Origin of the sequence: Aeribacillus sp. FSL M8-0235 (genome assembly GCF_038000355.1) — a bacterium.
Lineage (GTDB): Bacteria > Bacillota > Bacilli > Bacillales > Aeribacillaceae > Aeribacillus > Aeribacillus composti.
Genome location: NZ_JBBOBW010000001.1, coordinates 2,663,930 through 2,688,836, shown reverse-complemented (window position 1 = coordinate 2,688,836; position 24,907 = coordinate 2,663,930). Strand labels below are relative to the sequence as shown.

23 protein-coding genes and 1 pseudogene are annotated in these 24,907 nt (G+C 40.3%); 20 read left to right on the top strand and 4 right to left on the bottom strand.

The window, feature by feature from the left end:
• Positions 1–21 precede the first annotated feature (21 nt).
• The 3 genes from obgE (at position 22) to pheA (ending at position 2,705) form a co-directional block, all read left to right on the top strand.
• A complete protein-coding gene (gene obgE / locus NSQ71_RS13065; RefSeq protein WP_327856489.1) occupies positions 22–1,317 on the top strand; it encodes a GTPase ObgE in 1,296 nt (431 codons plus the stop codon).
• Positions 1,318–1,384: 67 nt separating this feature from the next.
• The gene (locus NSQ71_RS13060) at positions 1,385–1,828 is read left to right on the top strand and encodes an ACT domain-containing protein (protein WP_063387958.1); all 444 of its coding nucleotides are present in this window, start codon (positions 1,385–1,387) and stop codon (positions 1,826–1,828) included.
• Between the two features lie 22 nt (positions 1,829–1,850).
• The gene (gene pheA / locus NSQ71_RS13055) at positions 1,851–2,705 is read left to right on the top strand and encodes a prephenate dehydratase (RefSeq protein ID WP_063387959.1); all 855 of its coding nucleotides are present in this window, start codon (positions 1,851–1,853) and stop codon (positions 2,703–2,705) included.
• A 41-nt stretch (positions 2,706–2,746) separates the two neighbouring features.
• Here pheA and NSQ71_RS13050 read toward each other — a convergent pair whose 3' ends face one another.
• A complete protein-coding gene (locus NSQ71_RS13050) occupies positions 2,747–3,286 on the bottom strand; it encodes a transcription repressor NadR (RefSeq protein WP_063387960.1) in 540 nt (179 codons plus the stop codon).
• 22 nt (positions 3,287–3,308) lie between these two features.
• Positions 3,309–4,397, bottom strand: coding sequence for an IscS subfamily cysteine desulfurase (locus tag NSQ71_RS13045; protein WP_063388165.1), 1,089 nt, complete (start codon positions 4,395–4,397; stop codon positions 3,309–3,311).
• Between the two features lie 154 nt (positions 4,398–4,551).
• Between NSQ71_RS13045 and nadB the strand changes: the two genes are divergently transcribed.
• The 14 genes and pseudogenes from nadB (at position 4,552) to yajC (ending at position 17,189) form a co-directional block, all read left to right on the top strand.
• On the top strand, positions 4,552–6,093 hold the full coding sequence (gene nadB, locus NSQ71_RS13040) for an L-aspartate oxidase (protein WP_340734019.1): 1,542 nt from the start codon (positions 4,552–4,554) through the stop codon (positions 6,091–6,093).
• Entirely contained in the window at positions 6,090–6,944 is an 855-nt protein-coding gene (gene nadC, locus NSQ71_RS13035; RefSeq protein ID WP_340734018.1) for a carboxylating nicotinate-nucleotide diphosphorylase, read from the top strand. Before nadB ends, nadC begins: the two co-directional genes overlap by 4 nt.
• Positions 6,931–8,043 (top strand): quinolinate synthase NadA, encoded by a 1,113-nt coding sequence (gene nadA, locus NSQ71_RS13030; protein WP_327847806.1) that lies wholly within the window; start codon positions 6,931–6,933, stop codon positions 8,041–8,043. The genes nadC and nadA overlap by 14 nt, the downstream gene beginning before the upstream one ends.
• A 298-nt stretch (positions 8,044–8,341) precedes the next feature.
• Positions 8,342–8,489 (top strand): annotated as a pseudogene (gene safA / locus NSQ71_RS18570) (SafA/ExsA family spore coat assembly protein); the annotation flags it as partial.
• A gap of 1,164 nt (positions 8,490–9,653) precedes the next feature.
• On the top strand, positions 9,654–10,394 hold the full coding sequence (nadE, locus tag NSQ71_RS13020) for an NAD(+) synthase (RefSeq protein WP_130156071.1): 741 nt from the start codon (positions 9,654–9,656) through the stop codon (positions 10,392–10,394).
• Positions 10,395–10,489: 95 nt separating this feature from the next.
• Positions 10,490–11,158 (top strand): YhcN/YlaJ family sporulation lipoprotein, encoded by a 669-nt coding sequence (locus NSQ71_RS13015; protein ID WP_066249549.1) that lies wholly within the window; start codon positions 10,490–10,492, stop codon positions 11,156–11,158.
• Positions 11,159–11,268: 110 nt separating this feature from the next.
• Complete coding sequence (locus tag NSQ71_RS13010; protein ID WP_144597700.1) at positions 11,269–11,994, top strand: YebC/PmpR family DNA-binding transcriptional regulator; 726 nt, start codon at positions 11,269–11,271, stop codon at positions 11,992–11,994.
• Positions 11,995–12,233: 239 nt separating this feature from the next.
• Positions 12,234–12,743: a BofC C-terminal domain-containing protein gene (locus NSQ71_RS13005; protein ID WP_340734016.1), complete on the top strand. Its 510-nt coding sequence runs from the start codon at positions 12,234–12,236 to the stop codon at positions 12,741–12,743.
• Between the two features lie 100 nt (positions 12,744–12,843).
• Complete coding sequence (gene ruvA / locus NSQ71_RS13000) at positions 12,844–13,452, top strand: Holliday junction branch migration protein RuvA (protein ID WP_063387968.1); 609 nt, start codon at positions 12,844–12,846, stop codon at positions 13,450–13,452.
• Between the two features lie 10 nt (positions 13,453–13,462).
• Positions 13,463–14,464: a Holliday junction branch migration DNA helicase RuvB gene (gene ruvB / locus NSQ71_RS12995; protein ID WP_117016756.1), complete on the top strand. Its 1,002-nt coding sequence runs from the start codon at positions 13,463–13,465 to the stop codon at positions 14,462–14,464.
• Entirely contained in the window at positions 14,461–14,661 is a 201-nt protein-coding gene (locus NSQ71_RS12990) for a DUF2905 domain-containing protein (protein WP_063387970.1), read from the top strand. Before ruvB ends, NSQ71_RS12990 begins: the two co-directional genes overlap by 4 nt.
• 23 nt (positions 14,662–14,684) lie before the next feature.
• Positions 14,685–15,713 (top strand): tRNA preQ1(34) S-adenosylmethionine ribosyltransferase-isomerase QueA, encoded by a 1,029-nt coding sequence (gene queA / locus NSQ71_RS12985; protein ID WP_063387971.1) that lies wholly within the window; start codon positions 14,685–14,687, stop codon positions 15,711–15,713.
• Between the two features lie 39 nt (positions 15,714–15,752).
• The gene (gene tgt, locus NSQ71_RS12980) at positions 15,753–16,898 is read left to right on the top strand and encodes a tRNA guanosine(34) transglycosylase Tgt (protein ID WP_063387972.1); all 1,146 of its coding nucleotides are present in this window, start codon (positions 15,753–15,755) and stop codon (positions 16,896–16,898) included.
• 21 nt (positions 16,899–16,919) lie between these two features.
• Positions 16,920–17,189, top strand: a complete 270-nt coding sequence (yajC, locus tag NSQ71_RS12975; protein WP_063387973.1) for a preprotein translocase subunit YajC — start codon at positions 16,920–16,922, stop codon at positions 17,187–17,189.
• Between the two features lie 44 nt (positions 17,190–17,233).
• On the opposite strand, the gene NSQ71_RS12970 is transcribed toward yajC, so the two are convergent.
• On the bottom strand, positions 17,234–17,623 hold the full coding sequence (locus NSQ71_RS12970) for a TIGR04086 family membrane protein (RefSeq protein WP_327847802.1): 390 nt from the start codon (positions 17,621–17,623) through the stop codon (positions 17,234–17,236).
• Positions 17,624–17,746: 123 nt separating this feature from the next.
• Complete coding sequence (spoVB, locus tag NSQ71_RS12965; protein WP_340734015.1) at positions 17,747–19,327, bottom strand: stage V sporulation protein B; 1,581 nt, start codon at positions 19,325–19,327, stop codon at positions 17,747–17,749.
• Between the two features lie 99 nt (positions 19,328–19,426).
• On the opposite strand from spoVB, the gene NSQ71_RS12960 reads away from it, so the two are divergent.
• From NSQ71_RS12960 to recJ, 3 genes are all read left to right on the top strand, one after another.
• Positions 19,427–19,720 carry a post-transcriptional regulator gene (locus NSQ71_RS12960; RefSeq protein ID WP_066249531.1) on the top strand — a complete coding sequence of 98 codons (294 nt, stop codon included), beginning with the start codon at positions 19,427–19,429 and terminating at the stop codon, positions 19,718–19,720.
• Between the two features lie 45 nt (positions 19,721–19,765).
• Positions 19,766–21,988, top strand: coding sequence for a protein translocase subunit SecDF (gene secDF / locus NSQ71_RS12955; RefSeq protein WP_340734014.1), 2,223 nt, complete (start codon positions 19,766–19,768; stop codon positions 21,986–21,988).
• A gap of 522 nt (positions 21,989–22,510) precedes the next feature.
• Positions 22,511–24,889, top strand: coding sequence for a single-stranded-DNA-specific exonuclease RecJ (gene recJ, locus NSQ71_RS12950; RefSeq protein WP_117016752.1), 2,379 nt, complete (start codon positions 22,511–22,513; stop codon positions 24,887–24,889).
• The last annotated feature ends 18 nt before the right edge of the window (positions 24,890–24,907 follow it).

The following is a 24,907-nucleotide window of genomic DNA, read 5'->3' as shown; positions in this document are numbered from 1 at the left end:
ATGAAAGGAGGCTGAAGCTCAATGTTTGTCGATCAAGTGAAGGTATATGTGAAGGGCGGAGATGGCGGGAACGGCATGGTTGCTTTCCGCCGTGAAAAATATGTTCCGAAAGGAGGCCCTGCAGGGGGTGACGGCGGAAAGGGCGGAGATGTGATTTTTGAAGTGGATGAAGGTCTCCGGACGTTAATGGATTTTCGCTATAAAAAACATTTTAAAGCTCCAAAAGGCGAAAACGGGATGTCAAAAAATCAGCACGGGAAAAATGCCGACCCCCTTGTTGTGAAAGTTCCTCCCGGTACTGTTGTAATAGATGATGATACAAAAGAAGTGATCGCAGATTTAACCGAGCACGGGCAAAGAAGCGTGATTGCCAAAGGAGGACGGGGCGGCAGAGGAAACACCCGATTTGCCTCGCCAACGAATCCGGCGCCCGAAATATGCGAAAAAGGAGAGCCGGGCGAAGAACGATATGTAACATTGGAATTAAAGCTTTTGGCTGATGTCGGGCTTGTCGGATTTCCGAGCGTTGGAAAGTCCACTCTTTTATCAGTTGTATCAAGTGCTAAACCAAAAATCGCTGCCTACCATTTTACAACGATAGTGCCGAATTTAGGTGTTGTTGAGACCGAAGACGGACGCAGTTTTGTGATGGCAGATTTACCGGGTCTTATTGAAGGCGCTCATCAAGGAGTAGGTCTTGGACATCAATTTTTGCGTCATATTGAAAGAACAAGAGTCATCGTTCATGTCATTGATATGTCCGCAATGGAAGGCCGTGATCCGTATGAGGATTACCTGACGATCAATGAAGAATTAAAACAATATAATTTAAGGCTGACGGAGCGGCCGCAAATTGTTGTCGCCAACAAAATGGATATGCCAAATGCTGCTGAAAATCTTTCACAATTTAAAAGAAAGCTGCAAGACAAAAATGTCAGCATTTTTCCAATATCAGCCGTTACACGCCAAGGAATTCGCGAGCTGTTATTTGCTATTGCCGATTTATTGGAAAAAACGCCGGAATTCCCTCTTTACTTTGACGAAACGGAAACATCTGCTCCGAATCGTGTCGTGTATACATTAAAGGATGAAAAGCCGAGCTTTACCATCAGCCGTGACAGCGATGGAGCGTTTATTTTATCAGGTGAAAAGGTTGAAAAGCTGTTTAAAATGACCGATTTTTCAAGAGACGAATCCGTTCGCCGTTTTGCAAGACAGCTTCGCAAAATGGGGGTAGACGACGCATTAAGAGAGCGCGGTGCAAAAGATGGGGATACAGTAAGGCTGCTGGAATTTGAATTTGAATTCATTGAATAAAACATTTTGCACATAAAATCTGTGTCCTTCATGCTTCATCGCATATGGGTGGGAAAGGAGACGGTAGATGAAAGACGAAATTTTTTATTTGGTAAGGGAAGATGTGCTGCCGGAAGCAATGAAAAAAACGCTCGAAGTGAAAAAGCTTCTTGAACGAGGCAAAGTCTCGTCCGTTCAAGAAGCAGTGCAGCTCGTTGACTTGAGCCGAAGTGCGTTTTATAAATACAGAGACGCGGTTTTTCCTTTTCATACTGTTGTCAAAGAAAAAATCATTACGTTGTTTTTCCATTTAGAAGATCGTTCCGGAACGCTGTCGCATTTGCTTAAAGTTGTGGCTGAAGCAGGCTGCAATGTGCTGACAATTCACCAAACCATTCCAATTCAAGGAAGAGCCAATGTGACTTTATCATTAAACACGAACGGAATGAAAGAAGATATGAACGTTTTATTATTAAAATTGCGGAAGCTAGAATTTGTAGAAAAGGTCGAACTATTAAGTTCAGGTGCATAGAATTAGGAAGGAAGATATACAGATGAAAATCAGCTATTTGGGACCGAAAGCAACATTTACTCATTTGGCCGTCTCAAAATTTTTTGAAAACGATGTAAAACTAGTCCCTTACCGAACGATTCCACATGTCATGGATGCAGTCGTCAAGCAAGAAACAAACATTGCCGTTGTTCCGCTTGAAAACGCGCTTGAGGGGTCGGTCAATCTTACAATTGATTATTTAATTCATGAAAATACACTGCATATTGTCGGTGAAATTGTTGTTCCAATCAAGCAGCATTTAATGGTTCATCCTTGCAGGAAGGATGATTGGAAAAAAATCGAAAAAGTATTTTCTCATTCACATGCTATTGCACAATGCCATAAATTTTTACATGAGCATATGCCGGATGTTTCGATCGAATATGCCACATCGACAGGAGCCGCTGCAGAATATATCCATCAACATCCGGAAGAAAATATGGCTGTCATTGCCAATGAGTTGGCGGCAAAAGAGTATGATTTAGCTATTGTGAAATATAATATTCACGATTATGATTACAACCATACACGATTTGTTATTTTACATCCGGATCAAGATTTTCAAATAGAAAATAACCACCATAATAAAGTCGGTGAAAAGACGACATTAGTTGTAACGTTGCCGACAGACCATGTAGGCGCCCTGCATCAAGTATTGTCTGCATTTGCATGGAGAAAACTGAATTTATCAAAAATTGAATCTCGTCCAATGAAAACGGGATTAGGAGATTACTTGTTTATTATAGATATAGAATCAAAAATGGATGATGTTTTAATACCCGGGGCAATCCAAGAACTGGAGGCTTTAGGCTGCGGCGTCAAGATTCTCGGAAGCTTTCCGGCTTATAAACTATAAAAAAAGCCGAGCATCCATTGCAGGATGCCTGGCTTGATTAATCAATGATCGTCACGAATTAAAAATCCTGCTTGATCAAGAGCTGCACAAACTTCATTTAAAGTTTTTTCATTGTCGGCAAGAATGGTGTGCAAATGAATGCCGTTCGTTAATTCCGACAAATAAGAGGCGTTTGTTGTTTCGATTTTTTTTATGAACTCATCTACTTCTTTTCGATTGCTTACCATAATCGATGCGGTCAAATCCCCGTACACTGGATGTTCAACGATTACATCTTTTACGGTCGCTCCGTAATCAACAATAATGTTCAATTCCTCCTTTGTTTTTTCCGGAGCGTGCTTGCAGGCAATAAGACGTTTCGCTTTTTTTGCCTCATTCGTTCTTTCTTTTAAATACATATATCCCTGACTTGTGGCTAAAATCGGTTCTCCGAGTGCTTTTAAAAGAGAAATATCTTGAACGATGACTTGACGGCTGACATTCGTCCGTGAGGCTAATTCCCCGCCCGTGATCGGCCGATTTTCATTTTTCAACCATTCGAGAATCACTTCCCTCCGCTTGTCCCCTAATATTTTTTCCATAAACACCAACCTTTCAAAACTCTTATCGAACGATGGATAGAATCGCATTGATAAGCTCATCGACTTCCGAGATTGTATTTGTAATTCCAAAGGAAATACGAATAAATTGATGAGCGGAATCTTTGTCAAAGCCGATTGAAAGAAGGGTTTTAGAAGGATGACTATTTCCAGCTTGACAGGCGCTTCCAGTTGAGACCGCAAATCCTTTTCGGTTCAATTCGAGCATTACAAATTGACCTTCTAAACTGTTTGTGACAACACCAACAATATTTGGGAGAACCTCTTTTTTCGTTTCATTGACAATCGTTATAGTGGGCAGCTGTGTCTTTAATTGGCTGATCAAATGCTGCTTGAGCTTGATGAAATGGTTAAAATGCTTCTCTCTTTGATTATAAAACTCATTTGCGGCAGTGACAAAGGAAAAAATGCCTGGAACGTTGACAGTGCCTGGACGAAATCCGTCCTCATGTGTTGTTCCGGGAATCACTGGCGACCAGCTTGCTGCTGGATGAATATACACTGCTCCTACGCCCTTTGGACCGTAAATTTTATGTGAAGAAAATGTATAGGCATCAGCATTCATCTCATCGACGGGAATCAACAGTTTTCCAAACGTTTGCACACAATCGGTATGAAAGTATATTTTCCTCTTTTTTAAAAACAAGCCAATTTCCTTTATATTTTGAATTGTTCCGATTTCGGAATTGCCGTGCTGGATGGTGACAAGGGCCGTATCTTCACGTATTTCTTCTTCAAGATGCTCCATTAAAATATTTCCATTTTGATCATGTTTTAAAAATGTAATGTCATATCCTTTCGCACGCAATAAAGACAAATAATGGTCAATGGATGCATGTTCAAGTGAAGAAGCAATAATATGCTTTTTGTTTGGCGTGCTATTTAATAATGATTGGATGGCCAGTATGTTGCCTTCAGAACCGCCGCTAGTAAAATAAACACCGTTTGGATCTCCTCCTAATAACGCTGCAAATGCTTTCCTTGACGCTGTCAATAGTTCATACGCTTTGCCGCCGATATCATGCAGACTGCTTGAGTTTCCGTAAGCAAATTTTGCCGCTTCGGTGTATGAAGCAATCGCTTTTTCACTCATGGGGGTCGTTGCTGCAAAATCAAAGTATATCAATTGTTTTCGCCCCTCTCTATTCAAGCCTTAAAAATTTTGTGAAAAATTCCTCTTGTCAATATTGTATTTTTGTGTAAATATATGTGTCAAGACATGTGTAAATTTATAAGGGGGGTTGTTGATGACCCATTATGATGTCATCATCGTCGGAAGCGGTATTGCCGCATTAACGGTTGCAAGCGAATTATGTGAAAAAATGAACATATTAATGATTACAAAAACGATGAAAACTAGTTCTAATTCTCATTTAGCTCAAGGTGGAATTGCATGTGCCATACATGAAAATGATCATAGCTGCCTTCATTATGAAGATACATTATATGCTGGGCGCTACCACAATAAAAAGGAAGCAGTTGAGCTGCTCGTACAAGAAGGAAAGGAAATTATTTCATCCCTTATGGATGAGGGCTTTCCATTTGACAAGGACGAGCAAGGAAATGTGGATTTAGGAAATGAAGGGGCGCACTCCTTTCGCCGCATTCTCCATGCAGGAGGAGATGCGACGGGAAGGAAAATGGTAGAGCATTTTTTGAAAAAAATAACAAACCGGATAACAATCAATGAATATCAGTTTGTTTGTGATGTCGTTGTAAAGGACGGAAGGGCAGTTGGCATTATTACCAAAACAGCAGATGAAAATATACATGTCTATACAGCCTCCCATATTATTTTGGCAACCGGCGGCTGCGGTCAAGCTTATGAATGGACATCCAATCATCCGAACGCAACGGGAGACGGACTTGCCATTGCTTTTCGGGCTGGATGCAGGCTGATCGATATGGAGTTTACACAGTTTCATCCAACAATGCTTTATATAAACGGGACATGCAGAGGATTGATTTCTGAAGCGGTCAGGGGTGAAGGAGCTGTATTGATCGATGAAACGGGGCAAAGATTTATGAGCGAAATTCACCCATTAGGTGATTTGGCTCCTCGAGATGTTGTTGCCCGCGCAATTTATCGTAAATATCGGGATGGACATCAAGTGTATTTGGATATTTCAGAAATTCAATTTTTTTCCGAACGTTTTCCGACGATTGCTGAGATGTGTCGGCAAAATCGGGTAAATTTGAGCGAGAAGAAAATTCCTGTAGTGCCTGGCATGCATTTTTTAATGGGCGGAATTGAAACCGATTTAGTCGGCAGAACGAATATCGATCGGCTTTATGCTGTAGGCGAATTGGCGTGTACCGGTGTCCACGGGGCAAATCGTCTAGCATCAAATTCTCTTTTAGAAGGTCTTGTATTCGGAAAAAGGATTGCAAAATTTATACTGGATCAGCGGCTGTCTTCACAGGAGAGTTTTGGGGATTTCCATTGGAACGAATATGAAAAAACAGAGATTCCAGAAAAAGGAGAAATACGCAAAATATTGACAAAATGGGTTGGAATCGAACGGACGCATGGAGAACTGGTAAGGGCTGTTTCATGGCTGAAGCGATATGTCAAATATTTTCCATTAAATGCTATAAATTATTCAATTGAAGAAATCGAACGGATTAACATGATCACAGCCGGATATTTAATAGCTAAAGGAGCTCTTTTACGAAAGGAAAGCCGCGGCGGCCATTTCAGGATCGATTATCCAGGGGAAAAACCTGAATGGCTGGAAAAACGAATTGTACAAACAAACGAGCAAAGGATAGGGGCGGTTGAAACATGAATCAAATAAAACTCGAGCAGGCATTGAAGCAATTTTTTATGGAAGACATAGGAGACAATGATTTGTCCAGCGATGCGATTTTCTCAGAAAACGACCGAGGATCGGGCGTCATAAAAGCAAAACAAAGCGGAGTTTTTTGTGGAGAAAACGTGGTGAAAACCGCTTTTTCGATGTTAAACCCCAACCTTGAAGTTCACATGTTTGTAAAAGATGGACATGAGCTGACAGCGGGGGAAGAGATTGCCGTCATAAAAGGTTCTATTCGTTCCATCTTACAAGGAGAGCGCGTAGTGTTAAATCTGCTGCAGCGAATGAGCGGGATCGCAACTTTGACAAAACAAGCGGTGCTGACGTTAAATTCAACGCATACAAAAATTTGTGATACAAGAAAAACAACACCTGGGCTTAGAATGTTTGAAAAGTATGCTGTCCGCATAGGGGGAGGATATAATCACAGATTTGGTTTATATGACGGGGTGATGATTAAAGACAACCATATTGCCTTTTGCGGTTCGATTACAAAAGCAGTTGAAAGGGTAAGAAATCGGGTCGGTCACATGGTGAAAATTGAGGTGGAGGTTGAAACGGAAGAGCAATTGAAAGAAGCAATTTCAGTACATCCCGATATTATCATGTTTGACAATTGCCCGCCTGAACAAGTGAAAAAATTTGTTGATATGACTCCGCCTGATATTATTACAGAAGCTTCAGGCGGAATTACGTTAAAAAATTTAGCGGATTACAAAGATACAAATGTTGATTTTATATCGCTTGGGTTTATTACCCATTCAGCACCTTCAATAGACATTAGTTTATCTTTTTCGGGGAGGAATAGCTATGAATCTTTTTGAATTGTTGGATGCTTCAAAAACAGAAATGATGCCTGAAGATTATAAACATCGATCTGTGGAAGAATTGGAAAACCGTGTGATAGAAATTAAAAAGAAATTCGGAACAAGACTGATGATCCCAGGTCATCATTATCAAAAAGACGAAGTGATCCAATTTGCAGATGTAACAGGAGATTCGTTAAAGCTGGCACAAATAGCGCAAGAAACAAAAGATGCCGAATATATTGTCTTTTGTGGTGTTCATTTTATGGCAGAAACAGCAGACATGCTGACATCGCCTTATCAAAAGGTGATTCTTCCGGATATGAGAGCTGGCTGTTCGATGGCGGATATGGCAAATATCAAACAAACAGAAGCCGCTTGGAGCAAGCTGCAAGAGCTTTTTGACGACACGATTTTGCCATTAACATATGTCAATTCATCAGCAGAGATTAAAGCTTTTGTCGGTAAAAATGGCGGAGCAACGGTAACCTCCTCAAATGCTGAAACGATGCTGGCTTGGGCGCTGAAGCAAAAAAAGAGAATTTTGTTTTTACCTGATCAGCACTTAGGGAGAAATACTGCCTTTAAACTGGGTATTCCCCTTAATAAGATGGCTGTCTGGGATCCGATTGAACAAAAGCTGCATTATGATGGAACAAGGGAAGATGTCGCCATCATCTTATGGAAAGGCCATTGCTCAGTGCATGAGAAATTTACAGTAAAAAATATTGAACATATTCGCAGCAAATATCCCGATATGAAAATTATCGTTCATCCTGAATGTACATTTGAGGTTGTTCAGATGGCCGATTATTCGGGATCCACGAAATATATTATTGATACGATTCAAAACTCCCCGAAAGGAAGCAAGTGGGCAATCGGAACAGAAATGAATCTAGTGAATCGGTTAATACAAAATAATCCCGACAAAGAGATCGTTTCTTTAAATCCATATATGTGTCCGTGTTTAACAATGAATCGAATTGATCTGCCCCACTTAGTTTGGGCGCTGGAATCAATCGATAAAGGAAAAATAATTAATCAAATCATTGTGGATGAAGCAATTAAAGAGTATGCAGTTCTTGCATTAAATCGCATGCTGGATCATAGCTCATAAAAAGGAAAAATATTGAAATCGCCCATATGCATGCGGGATAGCAAAAGTACGAAGAACAATTTGAATGCCTGGGGTCCCTCCCCGGGTTTTTTTATTTTTGTAATTTTTGCAGCATAAATCAGCAGCTGTGTACTGATATCGATATCAATTGGCTTTTAAAAAAGAGGATCGTTTTTCTTAGCCTTCATTTTTAAATCATAATCCCACTAAAATTTGCATAAGTTGTGATGAAGAAGATTTATGAATGTTTTGATTCGAAAGTTGTATAGGCAGTACGTTTTCACAGGAGGGGGAAACAGTGAAAATCCACATTGTTCAAAAAGGCGATACACTATGGAAAATTGCTCAAAAATATGGAGTCGATTTCCAAGAGTTAAAAAAGTTGAATTCCCAATTGAGCAATCCTGATCTTATTATGCCAGGAATGAAAATAAAAATTCCAACTGGCGATGTGCCAATTAAAAAGGAAGTGAAACATGAATTAAAGAAAGAAGTGCCAAAAGTAGCTTTTAAAAAGGAAGCAAAGGAACATCCTTTTGCAGAGGAAAAACCTGTTGCTCCTATTGAGACGGAGGAACCGGAAGCAAAGGAGAAGCCGTCTAAACCATATGTGCCTCCCGTTCCAAAAGTTTATCAGCCTTACTATCCGAAAAAAACTGATGTAAGCAATTATTTTATGCTCAATATGCCGATGATGAATATCCATGAAGAAGCGGAAAAGGCTCCAACGCATCCCTATGCTTCAAAAGATTCCAAACCGCAGCTTCCGAAAAAGCCTGAAAATGTGTTTCATGAAGTTTTGGGTAAAGGAGAAGAAAATAAAGAGGAGGACAACAAAGATATGACGAATCCGCAATTTTCGAATGTCAATCCATATTATGGAGCCCAATGGCAGCCTTATTACGCGCCTGTCTGGCCAAATATTCCGAACCCTGCCCCGAATTATCAATATGTAAGCCCACAACAATATGACGAAGATTTTGATGATGATGATGAATATGATGAAGCGTATGGTTACGAAAACGTTGCACCTAATATTCCGCCCAATATTCCGCCTAATGTTGCACCTAACATTCCGCCAAACGTTTCACCAATACAATACAGTCCGCAACCCGTAGTTCCATATGTACCATATCCTGTTCTTTGTCCACCGTTTCCATTCTTAGGATGCCATCCGGTATCTCCTGTATATCCAGGATCAGGATTGGCGCCGACACCTTATGCTGCACCTTATGGAATACCGCACGGTCAATGGGTAAGCCCGGAGGCGGCAGAAAATCAAGAATTTGCAGAGAATATACCTCATACTGGAGCTTTTCCGAGTCATCAGGATGACTGCGGCTGCGGAGGTCCTGTACCTTATGGATATCGAGCGGCTCCATTTGTACCATATGGAATACCGCATTACCCTTATGCTGTGCCTTACTATGATTATAACCAGTTCGTTGCACCGCAAGATGAAGAAGATGAAGATTAATTTTATTGGAGACGATGATAAAAATCGTCTCTTTTTTCTTTGAAAATTTCATGACATGATTTATTTTTCATAAAACACAATATGATACAATGGATAATAAAAAGAAATGATGCTAAGGAAGGTGCATGACATAATGCAGGAAAAAATTGCAAAACTAATCGAATGGCTTCAAAATCAAGTAAAAAACGCAGGATTAAACGGTGCAATTGTCGGAATAAGCGGGGGAATTGATTCCGCCGTAGTTGCTCATCTCATTAAGCGAGCGTTTCCTGAGCATTCGCTTGGCCTAATCATGCCATGTAAAAGCAATCCGAAAGATCAAGAAGATGCTTTAAAAGTAGTGAAAAGCTGCAACATTGATTATATGGTGATCGACTTGACCGAAACTCATGAAACGCTTTTTCACGCCATTCAAAAAAATATTCAAGCTAAAAACGATTGGAATGAAGAAGCATCAAGATTAGGCGACGCGAATACGCGCGCGCGGCTCAGAATGACAACATTATACGCTGTGGCAAACAATTATCGTTACATGGTTGTTGGCACAGATAATGCAGCTGAATGGTATACGGGCTATTTTACGAAATACGGAGACGGCGGTGTAGACCTTGTTCCTCTTGTACATTTTACAAAAGGCGAAGTAAGGGAAATGGCAAAAATTTTAGGAGTTCCGGATGAAATTATTAATAAAGCTCCAAGCGCCGGTTTGTGGGAAGGACAAACGGATGAAAACGAAATGGGAACAACATATGATATGATTGACAAATTTTTAAAGGGAGAGGAAATTCCTGAGAAAGATAAAGAAATCATTGAAGCGCTGCATAGACGTTCTGAGCATAAACGAAATTTAGCGGCAGCACCGCCAAAATTTTAATTAATTGCCGGGAACTAACAGCAATAAACCTCCCCTGATAGAACAAGCTATGGATGAGCTATTATGCTCAAATTGTTTTTCAGGGGGTTTTTTCATTGAGAAAATCAGTTTCCGCAGCTATTGCCCTTTCTTTTATGACAATTGGTCTTGCGGCGTGCAACAACAATAATGGTGCATTGGATGACCGTGATCGAAATGGTGCAGCACCAATTGGCTACTATTCAGCTGATCGGGATCGCAATTTTGATTACGTTGATAATGATGGACCGATCACTGAAATGTTTGACGGCGGAATGGATGACAATGATATGCTCCGCGATGCAAATGACCGCAATAGAGACCGCTCGCTGACAGTGAACGATAGAAGAAACAACGGCTTCCAAAGAAGCGATGTCAATTATCATAATCATTTACGGGATGTGGGCTCGAATAATGCTCAATTAGCCGAACGAATTTCTGATCAGGTAAGCCGGCTGAAAAACGTGCAGGATGTTGATACGCTCGTAACAAATGACAGGGTTGTAGTAGCGATCAATACAACTGATCGAAACGAACAGAACGTAAAAAATCGAGCCAAACGAGTTGTATCAAGACTGGCTGGAAATAAAAGCATCCATATTGTAACAGACGAGGAAACTTTTACTCGTGTGCGAAACATTAATAATAACTTGAATAACGGTACGGATGTAGGGGAAGATATCCAACGTCTATTCAATGATATTGGAGAAGCAGTAACAGAGCCTTTTGACGGAAATAACCGCTAACGAGACAGGGAGAACTCCTCCCTGTTTCTTTTGTGAAGAACAATTTTTCCCGCTAAATAAAATATGTTATATTAAAAATCGAGATTTGTTTATGAGAGGGGATTTTTAGAATGGCAGGACATTCTAAATGGAAAAATATTCAAAGAAGAAAAAATGCCCAAGATGCGAAGCGGGGCAAAATTTTTATGAAATTGGCAAAAGAAATTTATGTTGCGGCTAAACAAGGCGGAGGAGATCCTGACGCGAATCCGAGCCTCAGACTTGCCATTGACAAGGCTAAAGCTGCCAACATGCCGAACGATAATATAGAACGAGCAATTAAAAAAGCGACCGGCAGCCAAGATGGAGCCAACTATGAAGAAATTACATATGAAGGATATGGCCCCGGCGGTGTCGCTGTAATGGTAAAATGTCTGACGGACAATAAAAACCGTACAGCAACAAGTGTTCGCACTGCTTTTAATAAAAACGGAGGAAACTTAGGAGAAACTGGTTGTGTATCCTATATGTTCGAACGAAAGGGATATATTGTTATTGATGGTAACGGAATTGAAGAGGATGACTTGTTTCTTGAAGCAATTGACGCTGGAGCAGAAGAATTAGAAGCGTCAGGCGAGGCGTTTGAAATTTATACCGCTCCTGAAAATTTGAATAATGTAAAAACCGCTTTAGAAGAAAAAGGATATAAACTGGAAACAGCGGAAATCACATGGATTCCTCAAACGTACACGCAACTAGATGAAACAACAGCTGAAAAAATGTACAAATTAATCGATGTCCTTGAAGATGACGACGATGTCCAAGAAGTCTTCCATAATATGCAGGAAGATGAGTGATTGAAAATTTGTTGATATTAACGATTTAAAAAATCTAACAGCCGAAAAAAAAAGAAATTGTTAAGTTATCCATTTTACTTTTTCTAATTGAAACGTATTAATATACAAGCATGCCATGATATACAAGGTAGTTTCCATAATATGTAATAAGATGAAGAATCAGGACTAAGGGTTAAAACTTCTCATGATGGCTACAATAATTAAAAACAAATGTGTTATAAGTTCAGGAGTGGTGGCATGTGAAAAAGGTATTTTGCCTCTTTTGTTATACTTTGATGATCTTAGCTTTTTGTCATTTCCATCCTGAAGCATCTTTCGCAAATGAGAATCATCATTCCTCGACAGTTGAAGTCATCTTGAGAAGAGTTTATCTTGATGGCGAAGTGAGCGAAGAGGTCAAAACAGAACATCATCATTCTATCGCAGATGTAATTGCGAAATATCAAGATTGGCAGGTTGTTCGTCAGGATGGCGACGAAATTGTCTTTCAAAAGCAAATTGATGACCTCTCTCCATTATTAAAAACAAATGGTTTTTTCGGTATTATGGAAGACGGGACTTTGTCGATTTTTAACGGGAAGCCTGACGCAGACAATGAAGTCATTCAGTCTTTTTTCCAGATCGATATAAAAAAACTGGAAAGCTATCGCCACCTGCAACTAAAAAGAGGAATTCCCGTAAAAAATAAAGAGAATTATTTAAATGTCATCAATACCTTTAAAGCTTATTCTGCTGATGAATTCAAATAAAAGGACCGATGCTTTTGGCATCGGTTTATTTTTGCAGTTCTTTCCCTGACGGAGCGAGTTCTTTATGTTAAAATAGGTTAAGTGATGAGAGGTGAACGCAGTGATTGAGTTTATCCGCGGAGTTGTAGATCATATATCAATAGATTCAATTGTGATCGATCGGAACGGAATCGGCTTTCAAATTTTCACTCCCAATCCTTTCAGCTATCAAAAACATATAAAAAAAGAAGTGACAGTTTATACATATCAATATGTAAGGGAGGATCTCCTCGCTCTGTACGGATTTTCAAGCCGTGAAGAAAAGACTCTCTTTTCCAAGCTTTTAAACGTAACAGGAATCGGTCCGAAGGGTGCTCTGGCGATCCTGGCTTATGGGGATGCAAAGCAAGTAGTGGAGGCCATTGAAAATGAAGATGAAGCATTTTTAGTAAAATTTCCTGGTGTCGGAAAGAAAACAGCGAGGCAAATCATCTTAGATTTAAAAGGGAAGCTCGTCGAATTCGTTTCAGAACCGTCTTCCAACATGTTAGCTAATCAGGTACAAACAAACCAAAAACATAGCAATCATTCGCTTATGGAAGCGATCGATGCACTGAAAGTTTTAGGATACAGTGAGAAAGAGATAGCAAAAATCAAGCCGTCATTGGAAGGTGAATCGCTCTCAACTGATCAATATGTGAAAAAAGCATTGAAACTGCTTTTGAAATAAGGTGATAGCAATGGAGGAAAGAATTGTTGCAGGCGAAGCTGAAGCGGGAGAAAAAGATTTTGAATTCAGCCTTCGTCCTCAATCTTTCGATCAATATATCGGTCAATCAAAGATTAAGGAAAACTTAAAAATATTTATTGAAGCGGCAAAGCTTAGAGAAGAAACGTTGGATCATGTTCTTTTATATGGACCTCCAGGGCTCGGGAAAACAACACTTGCAACGATTATCGCAAATGAGATGGGGACGAATATCCGCCATACTTCAGGGCCCGCGATTGAACGGCCGGGAGAATTAGCGGCTATTCTCACTTCTTTAGAACCGGGGGATGTTTTATTTATTGATGAAATTCACCGGCTTAATCGTTCGATCGAAGAAGTCTTGTACCCAGCGATGGAAGATTTTTGTATAGATATCGTCATTGGAAAAGGATCAAGCGCCCGCACGATCAGGTTGGATCTGCCACCGTTTACACTTGTTGGTGCAACAACTAGAGTCGGCTTATTAACTGCTCCTTTAAGGGATCGATTTGGTGTGTTAAGCCGCTTGGAATATTATCAAGAGCACGAGCTCTCAAAGATAGTCAAACGAACGGCCAATCTGTTAAATATCGAGATTGAAGAGCAGGCAGCCGTTGAAATAGCCAGAAGATCGCGGGGAACGCCAAGAATTGCGAACAGACTTCTTAAAAGGGTCAGGGATTTTGCGCAAGTGCTCGGATTTGAAAAAATCAGCGCCCATCTTGCCGAAGACGCCTTGGAGCGTTTGCAAGTGGATAAACTTGGATTGGATCATATCGATCATAAACTTCTTTTAGGGATCATTGAAAAATTCCAAGGAGGACCCGTTGGAATTGAGACCATTTCAGCGACAATCGGTGAAGAAGCGCACACAATTGAAGATGTTTATGAACCGTATTTATTGCAAATCGGTTTTATTCGGCGAACACCGAGGGGAAGAATAGTAACAGATCTTGTGTATAAACATTTTCAAATGGAGGTGCCGAAAAGATGACGGAATTTCCAAAGCTATTGATGGTGCTTGGCGGTATTTTGCTTTTTATCGGCTTATTTATGCAAGTTGTCGGAAGACTGCCAGGAGATATCGTAGTAAAAAAAGGAAATTTCACCTTCTTCTTTCCGATTGTCACATGCATTGTCATTAGTTTGCTTTTAACGTTCATTTTTTCTTTTTTAGGACGGTTTAAATAATGGACAGAAGCTAGGTGAACAGGATGAATATCGAATTATTTGACTTCGAATTGCCAGAGGAACTGATTGCTCAAACTCCGTTGAAGGAGAGGGATGCTTCAAGATTAATGATTGTTGATAAAAAAAGCGGAGATATTACGCACAGCAGATTTAAAAGCTTAATTGAGTATGTATCTCCGGGTGATTGCCTTGTTTTAAATGATACGCGGGTCATGCCGGCCAGATTGTACGGGGTGAAAGAAGAAACCGGGGCCAAAGTGGAAGTTTTATTGCTAAAAGAAAAAGAAGGGAATGTTTGGGAAACCCTTGTAAAACCTTCAAAGCGAGTCAAAGTAGGGACAACATTAAATTTCGGAAACGGCCTTTTAAAAGGAACATGTGTAGGAACTCTTGAACACGGCGGTAGAATCATTGAATTTCAATATGAAGGCATTTTTTTGGAAATTTTGGATCAGCTTGGGGAAATGCCATTGCCGCCATACATTAAAGAGCAGCTTGATAATAAAGAACGATATCAAACCGTTTATTCCCGAGAAATTGGTTCAGCAGCTGCACCGACTGCAGGTTTGCATTTCACGGATGAAATACTCGAAAATATAAAAAATAAAGGGATTCATATCGCTTTTATAACGCTGCATGTTGGGCTTGGGACATTTCGTCCAGTCAGCAGCACAAACATTACAGAACATAAAATGCATGCGGAATTTTATCAAATGACAGAGGGAACGGCCCGCTTATTAAATGAAGTAAGAGAAAAGGGAGGACGTATTATCGCAGTCGGTACGACTTCAACAAGAACGCTGGAAACAATTGCTGGAAAACATGGAGGCAAATTTGTCGAAGAAAGCGGTTGGACAGACATTTTTATTTATCCGGGCTACAATTTTAAAGGAATAGACGGACTCGTTACAAATTTTCATCTTCCTAAGTCTTCTCTGATCATGCTTGTCAGTGCGCTGGCTGGAAGAGAAACAATTCTTCGCGCGTATGAGGAGGCTATAAAGGAAAAATACCGTTTTTTCAGCTTTGGAGATGCCATGCTGATTATTTGAAACAGAATAGAGGTACACTGAATAAAGGAGGGGCTATCATTGAATAAGCCACCTATTCGATATGAATTGATCAAAACATGCAAACAAACAGGCGCCCGCCTTGGAATCGTACATACACCTCACGGTTCGTTTGAAACTCCGGTGTTTATGCCTGTGGGAACATTGGCGACCGTCAAAACTATGTCACCGGAGGAATTAAAAGAAATTGGCGCAAAAATCATTTTGAGCAATACATACCATTTATGGCTCAGACCAGGGGAAGATATCGTTAAGGAGGCAGGAGGTCTCCATTCTTTTATGAATTGGGATGGAGCGATTTTAACCGACTCCGGCGGATTTCAAGTGTTCAGCTTAAGCGAATTCCGGCGAATTGAAGAAGAGGGAGTATATTTTCGCAATCATTTAAACGGGGACAAGCTGTTTTTATCTCCAGAAAAAGCAACTGAAATCCAAAATGCTCTCGGATCAGATATTATAATGGCATTTGACGAATGCCCGCCTTACCCGGCATCATTTGATTATATGAAACAATCTGTAGAACGAACCTCCAGATGGGCTGAACGCTGTCTAGCAGCTCATAAAAGAGAAAATGAACAAGGGATGTTTGGAATTGTACAAGGCGGCGAATATGAAAACTTGCGGAAGCAAAGCGCACGCGATCTTGTCTCGCTTGATTTTTCGGGATATGCGGTTGGTGGTCTTTCTGTCGGTGAACCGAAAGAAGTGATGAATCGTGTGCTAGAATTTACCGTGCCTTTATTGCCAAGTGACAAACCTCGTTATTTGATGGGGGTCGGTTCTCCAGATTCACTGATAGATGGAGCGATTCGGGGCATTGATATGTTTGATTGCGTGCTTCCTACTAGAATTGCGCGCAACGGCACCTTAATGACATCAACAGGTCGGCTTGTCGTAAAAAATGCGAAATATGCGCGCGATTTCGGTCCATTGGATGAATCTTGTGATTGCTACGTTTGCCGAAATTATTCACGTGCTTATATCAGACATTTAATTAAAAGCAATGAAACATTTGGGATTCGATTAACATCTTACCATAATCTCTATTTTTTGATAAAATTAATGGAGCAGATTAGGGAATCAATCCGTGAAGACCGTTTAGGAGATTTCCGAGAAGAATTTTTTGAACGGTACGGATTCAATAAACCAAATGCGAAAAACTTTTAATGCTTAGAAAGGGGTGAAGAAATGTCGGAGAATTTTGTAGCAACAGTGCTGCCTTTTGTGCTGATGATTGCTATTTTTTACTTTTTGTTGATCAGACCTCAGCAAAAAAGGCAAAAGCAAATCCGTGACATGCAGGCAAACTTGAAGAAGGGTGATAAAATCGTAACGATTGGCGGTTTGCATGGGACGGTTGATTCATTGGATGAAGATAAAATCGTCATCCGTACGGGAGACGGCTCCCGCTTAACTTTTGACCGAAATGCTGTGAGAGAAGTCGTAGAACAATCATAGTTCTACAAAAAACAGGGCTGACTTAAATGTCAGCCTTTTTCTTTTTAAGCCTGCCGTTTTGGCGACGAAATATTGACTCCCAGCATTCCTCCAACTATTGAAGTGATTAAAAATCCACCGTGATATAATAGCGATTCTGGCGAAAGCGTTTTTCCGTAACCTAAAAATTGAAACAACAACACAATTCCCGTGTAAGCAACCGCTGTCGCACCGCCTAAAAGCCACCCTTTTTCTTTACCTTTTCCGCCAGCTATAAAACCTCCGATAAAAACGGCTAAAAAACTTATAGATGTGATGACCCAAAAGAGCGAATCTTCTGTTAAACTAGTAAATCGTAATAAAATAGATAAAAGAAAACTGGAAATCAAAGCAATGATCAAAATGGTAAAAACACCGTAAAATACAGCTTTCCCCCACCGCTTTGCTTCAATCATCCATTCATCTCCTCCCATGTTCACCCGTACAAGGGTAATCACTTTTATACAAGCATATTCATAAAAAAAAGATTTAGAATTAAAATTGCCAGATCAGGGTGAAAGGAATGAAACGGATAGATTTTAACGATTTTTCTGCATCGGAATAAAGATTGCTATATACGGACCGATTAGGGGAATTCGCTTTACTTCTTCCTTTTCGACTAGTCGAAAGATGATAAGAAACAGACTGTAAATAACTGTTGTGATCATGCATGCATACATTAACTTTGGCAGCAAATGCAGTTGTTCCAATAAGATATCGTAAATATGATAGGAGATCCAACCTGTTAAGAAAATGGCTGCAAAAGATAGAACATAGTCTCTTAAATAAATTGTGAACTTAAACACTTTCAGCACCGTTGCATAATGAAGAAGAGTAACGATCATAAACCCGCTTATAATGGCAAGAGCTGCGCCGATTATGCCGAGCTGCGGCCTAGTTGCGAAAACAAAAATGAGCGCTGTTTTTAAAATGGAACCGATTAAACTGTTGGTCATCGCTGCTTTTGCTAAATTTAATGCTTGCAATGCTGCTTGCAGTGGACCTTGGAAATAATAAAAGATGAAAAAAGGAGCCATAACTTTCACATAGATGGCAGATTGAGCATTTCCATACATAAAGATCATGATCGGTTCAGCGTACACGTATAAAATAACAACTGCTAGTCCGCCTGTAACAAGCGAGAGCCTTAAAGCTTGCCTCAGCCGATATTCTGCTAATCGAATCCTTTTTTGGGCAATCGCTTCGCTTAATGCGGGCACTAATGATGTTGACAGCGAAAAAGTTATGAAAGAGGGAAGCATTAATAAAGGAAGCGCATACCCCGTCAATTCCCCATATTGTTTTGTAGCTAAAGATGAATGAACGCCGGCGATCAGTAAACTGTGTGAAACAACGATCGGTTCGAGAAACCATGAAATGTTGCCGATAAATCGGCTGCCGGTTGTCGGCAGGGCAATTTTCATGAGCTGACTGAATGTTTCTTTTCCCTTTTTTAACGAACGGAAAAACGATTTTCTCACTCGAATTTGCTTTTTGAAACGGAACGCTATTAGTAAGTAAAGTAAGGAAGCAAGTTCTCCAATTGCTGCCGCAACAAAGGCGCCAGCGGCTGCATATTCGATTCCGTAAGGCAGCATAGCTTTTGTACAAACGGCGATAAAGGCGATTCTGACCGCTTGCTCAAGCACCTGGGAGAATGCCGCAGGCGTCATGTTTTGTTTTCCTTGAAAGTAGCCTCTCAAAACAGAGGATACAGCAATAATAGGAATTACAGGAGTGATGGAAATCAAAGGAAAGAATGTTCTTGGGTCTGTAAGCAATGTTTCAGAAATATATGAGGCGGAAAACAACACAAGCGGTGCGATGATAATGCTTAAACTGCACGTAATTGTTAAAGATACAACCAGTATTTTTTTTACCTTTTTGCTGTCTCCTATTGCATCCGCTTCCGCGACCAGCTTGGAGATGGCAACCGGCAAACCGAGCTGTGTAGCTGCTGCGACAAGGCCAAACGTAGGCATCGCCATCATGTAGAGGCCAACCCCTTCTTCTCCAATCATTCTGGCTATGACAATTCGATTAATAAAACCGAGAATTCTTGTGATGAGGCCTGCCGTCATTAAAATGAGCATTCCTTTTAAAAAGGTTTGCTTCGGCATTTTTCTCCCTGCCTTCTCAAAAAACTTGATATCATATACAATTACTATATGCAGACTCGAAGTACAGGCATGACAACCTTTTAAGAAAGGAGCATAAAAGTGGAGAACTATTCGGTAGATGCCTATCGCAAGTATTTAAGGCCGTTTTTGAAAAGCAAGCTCGAAGAATTCCGGCTGTATGGATACGATAAAATGACAGAGGATGAATTGTGGGCTTTTTTGAAAAGAAAAAAATGGAAAAAAATTGAGGGTGTCAGAGTACATCGGTTAGTAGAAGGGATTATGTCAGTGAAAGTGTCCGATTTCATGAATTATACGACCATTGAGTTTATGAAAGATGCAAAATGGTTAGATAGTAAAGAAGGACAAGAAATATTAAAAGAATTAACCTAAAGATGATAAGGCGATGTTTCGCATATAAGCTTGAGGAGGATCAACATGGCAAAAAAAGGCCGAATTATATCATTTTTTATCATTGTTTTCGCCCTTTTAGGTTTGACTGGCGCAACGACAAAACCAATCGTAGAAGGCATTACGCTTGGTCTTGATTTAAAAGGCGGCTTTGAAGTTTTATATGAAGTGAAGCCGGTAAATAAAGGAGATAAAATTGACCGTCAAGCCCTTTTAAATGCAGTTGAAGCGCTGGACAAAAGGGCGAATGCTCTTGGAGTGAGCGAACCAAATATCCAAATAGAAGGGAATGACCGAATTCGCGTTCAGCTTGCAGGCGTGACGGATCAGACTGAAGCTCGGAAAATTTTGTCGACGCAGGCAGAGCTGACCTTTCGTGATGTCAATGACAAAGAATTACTAAACGGTTCAGACTTAGTGCAAGGCGGTGCCAAGCAATCATTTGACCAAAACGGTAAACCGAACGTTGTCGTTGAGCTAAAGGATGCGAAAAAATTTAAAGAAGTGACAGAGAAAATAGTAAAAATGGCGCCTGAAAATAAGCTGATCATATGGCTTGATTGGGAAGAAGGCGACTCGTATAAAAAAGAAGCAGCAAAAGCGAATCCGAAATTTTTGTCCGATCCGTACGTAAATGAAGTGTTTGATACGACTACCGTCACGATTGAAGGACAATTTACGGTAGAAGAAGCGCAGCAATTAGCAAGTTTGCTGAATGCTGGTGCATTGCCAGTGAAGCTGCACGAAATTTATTCAACTTCTGTCGGGGCAAAATATGGGGAAGAAGCGATGCAATCAACCATTTATGCGGGTTACGTCGGCGTAGGCCTCATTATGCTGTTCATGATCTTTTACTATCGCTTGCCGGGATTGATCGCATCTATCACGCTTGTTTCATACATATACCTCATTTTAGTTGTGTACAATTGGATGCATGCGGTGCTTACATTGCCGGGGATCGCCGCCCTTATTTTAGGGGTTGGGATGGCAGTTGACGCGAACATTATTACAGACGAACGAATTAAGGATGAATTAAAGCTTGGAAAAAGTGTCCGATCTGCTTTTAAAGCAGGAAACAAAAGATCGCTTTTAACCATTTTTGATGCCAATATTACGACAATACTCGCAGCTGTTGTTTTATTTATTTTTGGAACAAGCTCTGTAAAAGGATTTGCGACAATGCTCATTGTCAGCATTATTATATCCTTCCTTACGGCGATTTATTTAAGTAGATTGCTGCTCGGATTGCTCGTAGAGAGCCGGGCATTTGACAAAAAGCCGCATTGGTTTGGCGTGAGGAAAAGCGATATTTTGGATATTACGAAAACGAATAAAGATACCGATGTCCCAACTCGCTTTGATCATATTGATTTTGTTAAACATCGGAAGAAGTTTTTCGTTTTATCAAGTGTATTAATTGTCGCAGGCATCATCATCCTCTTTGTTGCTAAATTGAATCTAAGCATCGATTTTACGAGCGGAACGCGGGTCGAGCTAGCGACAAATGAGCCGCTATCGGCTGATACAATCGAAAAAGAGTTCAAATCAATCGGGCTTAAGCCGGATGAAATTGTATTATCTGGTAATGATAAAAGCACAGCAGTTGTACGATTTGTAGGCGCATTTGATAAAGAAACGATTTCAAATGTAAAAGAACATTTCACAGAGCTGTATGGGATAGAGCCAAATATAAGCACGGTTTCGCCAACAGTCGGAAAAGAGCTGGCGCGAAATGCTCTCATCGGTGTTGCAATTGCTTCCATTGGGATTATCATATATGTATCCATCCGCTTTGAATTTTATATGGCGCTTGCAGCTGTGCTTGCCCTATTGCACGATGCCTTTTTTATCATTTCCTTTTTCAGCATCACCCGTCTTGAAGTAGACATTACATTTATCGCGGCCGTGTTGACGATTATTGGTTACTCGATCAACGATACGATTGTTACGTTTGACCGTATAAAAGAAAACATGGGAAAAGCGAAAAAAATAAAAACATTTGAGCAGCTTGCGGAAATTGTCAACAAAAGCTTGCGGCAAACCTTTACAAGATCGATTAACACCGTTTTAACCGTGATCTTTGCTGTTGTCGCTCTCATTTTATTCGGAAGCTCGTCCATTTTAAATTTCTCGATTGCTTTGTTGGTTGGATTGATCGCAGGCGTTTATTCCTCTTTGTTTATCGCCAGCCAGCTTTGGCTCGTTTGGAAATGGAAGCAAATTGAAAAACGTTCTGTAAAAGAAAACTAGTGAACAGCCGCTGTAAAAGTTCGAAGGGGCTGTCCAAAAAGTCAGGGTTAACTGACTTTTTGGGGCTCCTTCATTTTAGGGATTTATCGGACAGACTATTTTTCCTATCTTGTGTTTAGGGGCTGTCTTTGAAAGTCAAATCGCCATTGAAAACAAAAAATCATAAACACCGATATATCAACATTTCTAAAACATTAATGGGAGCGTCAATAAGCCGTAAAAACGACTTATTAGACATCCCCCTTCTTATGCTCTCTTTCTTCATTACGTTCTCCAAAAGTTTTATGATGGACATTCAGCGCATACAATTTATTCCAGTTGGACTTCATTGCTTCTATGAAGGACATTTACAAATTTTATTCGATTATTTTTGTCCTTCACAATGTATTTCTCCAAACTCCTTCATTTTAGGAACTCATCGGACAGCCCCTCTCTTTCTTATGAAGAAACATAACCTTAAAAATAGTGTTTGAAAACATTTCATTTCGTTCTGTATAATAGGAGAAGTTGAGGGGTGAAATTATGCTGAGATCTAAATTTCGTTGGAATCGTTTATATAGGGATGAGTCCAACGAAGAGGCTGTTCGAGCATTAATCGACTCTTTGAATATTACATATTTGACTGCTCGATTACTTGTGAATCGCGGCATTCAAAATGTTGAAGAAGCAAAAGAGTTTTTACATATAAAGGAACCTTCATTTCATGATCCTTTTTTGTTGGATGGGATGGAGCGGGCATGTGAGCGTATTTTTGCAGCAATCCGCGCTGGTGAAAAGATTGTCGTATACGGTGATTATGATGCGGACGGCGTTTCCAGCACTGCCGTCCTGTTGACGGCATTAAAGGAATTGGGGGCAAACGTCGATTTTTACATACCGAATCGATTTTCAGAAGGATACGGGCCAAACGAACATGCTTTCCGAATGATTCATGAAAAAGGATGCAGGCTGATTATAACAGTTGATACCGGCATCGCGGCAATCAATGAAGCGGATTTAGCCAAAAGGCTTGGAATCGACCTCATTATCACAGACCATCATGAACCGGGGCCTGTTTTGCCTGATGCGTATGCGATCATTCATCCGAAATTGCCAAATTCAACATATCCTTTTAAGGAGCTGGCAGGTGTAGGCGTTGCTTTTAAAATGGCCCATGCCCTTTATGGAAAGGTTCCAGAATCTCTGATAGAGATCGCAGCCATTGGAACAATTGCTGATTTAGTACCTCTATACGGAGAAAATCGGCTTCTTGCGAAAAAAGGGATTGAAAAATTAAAAACGACGACAAGACCTGGCATAAATTCGCTTCTTTCCATTGCTGGAGTGGACAAATCTTCCGTAAATGAGGAAACGATAGGATTTGTTTTAGGACCGAGAATTAATGCGGCAGGGAGGCTGCAAGAAGCCGATCCTGCCGTTGAATTGTTGTTGACAGATGATAAAGAAAAAGCTGATATGCTTGCTAAGGAAATCGATCAATTAAATAAGCAAAGGCAGAAGCTTGTACAAGAGATAACGGACGAAGCGATTAAGGAAATTGAGAAAAATTTTCCAATCGAAGACAATCCTGTTTTAGTCGTCGCAAAAGAAAACTGGAATTCTGGAGTGATCGGAATCGTTGCTTCCAGATTGGTCGAAAAATTTTACCGTCCTGCCATCGTGTTGAGCATTGATCGTGAGACAGGTCTTGCCAAAGGGTCTGCGCGAAGCATTCAAGGGTTTGATCTATTTAAAAACTTATCGGAATGCAGGGAGCTTCTCCCTCATTTTGGAGGCCATACGATGGCTGCTGGCATGACGCTGAAAGCAGAGCATATTGACGAGCTGCGCCAAAAAATGATCGATCTTGCAAATAGTCAGCTTTCAGATGAAGATTTTATTCCCGTAAAAAACATTGAATGTGCCTGTTCATTGGAGCATGTCACAATAAAAGCAGTCGAAGAGCTGGAGAAGCTTGCCCCTTTCGGAGTCGATAATCCGAAGCCGCTCTTTTTACTAGAGAATGTCAATGCGGCAGATGTTAGAAAAATTGGGGTAAACGGAAATCATTTGAAAATGAAGATTGAGGAGAAGGAATTTGAATTAGATGTCGTCGGCTTTGGACAGGGAGAATTGGCAGAAGAAATATCTCCTTTCGCAAACGTTTCTATTGTCGGTGAGCTTGCGATCAACGAATGGAATTATGTAAAAAAGCCGCAGCTATTGCTTCAAGACCTTGCCGTGCCAGCGTGGCAGCTTTTTGATTGGCGAGGTTCAAGAGGAACGGAGGCTTTGCTCTCTAAACTTCCTGCTGAAAAACGATTGCTGATCGCCTTTCATGAAGAATCTATAAAATTATATAAAGATCAACCGTACATTCATGAAATTCATATAATATCAGAAATAAAGGATTACAAAAATATAGATGTTTCCAATAAGTATGTTGTATTTCTCGATATGCCCCCGGCAATCGAATTTCTTGTTTCAGCATTTGAGCAAGGAATGCCTGAAAGAATTTATGCTATTTTTTATCAGCATGCAGACCACTTTTTTCAAACAATGCCGACAAGAGAGCATTTTAAATGGTATTACGCATTCTTAACGAAAAAAAGTTCTTTCGATTACAAAAAATATGGGGAAGATTTAGCCAAATACCGTGGCTGGACAAAAGAAACGATCTTTTTTATGACAAAGGTGTTTTTTGAACTTGAATTTGTTACAATAAACAATGGTGTGATTACATTAAACAAAAAGGTGAAAAAACGGGATTTATCAGAATCCGGGACATATCAGCAGAAGCTGGATCAAATGAAACTGGAACAGCAGCTTCTCTATTCTTCTTATCAAGAACTGAAGGAATGGTTTGAAAAGGCAGTCTTGAAACGAGATGCCGATAAATTTTTACAAGTTCATGAATGGTAAACAACCGAGGAGGACGAG

Bases quoted from the DNA above. Each gene is read 5' to 3' on its own strand.
- obgE (WP_327856489.1), top strand. From the start codon at position 22: ATGTTTGTCGATCAAGTGAAGGTATATGTGAAGGGCGGAGATGGCGGG.
- nadC (WP_340734018.1), top strand. From the start codon at position 6,090: ATGAATCAAATAAAACTCGAGCAGGCATTGAAGCAATTTTTTATGGAA.
- NSQ71_RS13010 (WP_144597700.1), top strand. From the start codon at position 11,269: ATGGCAGGACATTCTAAATGGAAAAATATTCAAAGAAGAAAAAATGCC.
- NSQ71_RS13060 (WP_063387958.1), top strand. From the start codon at position 1,385: ATGAAAGACGAAATTTTTTATTTGGTAAGGGAAGATGTGCTGCCGGAA.
- pheA (WP_063387959.1), top strand. From the start codon at position 1,851: ATGAAAATCAGCTATTTGGGACCGAAAGCAACATTTACTCATTTGGCC.
- secDF (WP_340734014.1), top strand. From the start codon at position 19,766: ATGGCAAAAAAAGGCCGAATTATATCATTTTTTATCATTGTTTTCGCC.
- yajC (WP_063387973.1), top strand. From the start codon at position 16,920: ATGTCGGAGAATTTTGTAGCAACAGTGCTGCCTTTTGTGCTGATGATT.
- recJ (WP_117016752.1), top strand. From the start codon at position 22,511: ATGCTGAGATCTAAATTTCGTTGGAATCGTTTATATAGGGATGAGTCC.
- ruvB (WP_117016756.1), top strand. From the start codon at position 13,463: ATGGAGGAAAGAATTGTTGCAGGCGAAGCTGAAGCGGGAGAAAAAGAT.
- nadA (WP_327847806.1), top strand. From the start codon at position 6,931: ATGAATCTTTTTGAATTGTTGGATGCTTCAAAAACAGAAATGATGCCT.
- nadB (WP_340734019.1), top strand. From the start codon at position 4,552: ATGACCCATTATGATGTCATCATCGTCGGAAGCGGTATTGCCGCATTA.
- nadE (WP_130156071.1), top strand. From the start codon at position 9,654: ATGCAGGAAAAAATTGCAAAACTAATCGAATGGCTTCAAAATCAAGTA.
- NSQ71_RS13050 (WP_063387960.1), bottom strand. From the start codon at position 3,286: ATGGAAAAAATATTAGGGGACAAGCGGAGGGAAGTGATTCTCGAATGG.
- NSQ71_RS12990 (WP_063387970.1), top strand. From the start codon at position 14,461: ATGACGGAATTTCCAAAGCTATTGATGGTGCTTGGCGGTATTTTGCTT.
- spoVB (WP_340734015.1), bottom strand. From the start codon at position 19,327: ATGCCGAAGCAAACCTTTTTAAAAGGAATGCTCATTTTAATGACGGCA.
- queA (WP_063387971.1), top strand. From the start codon at position 14,685: ATGAATATCGAATTATTTGACTTCGAATTGCCAGAGGAACTGATTGCT.
- NSQ71_RS13045 (WP_063388165.1), bottom strand. From the start codon at position 4,397: ATGAGTGAAAAAGCGATTGCTTCATACACCGAAGCGGCAAAATTTGCT.
- NSQ71_RS12970 (WP_327847802.1), bottom strand. From the start codon at position 17,623: ATGATTGAAGCAAAGCGGTGGGGGAAAGCTGTATTTTACGGTGTTTTT.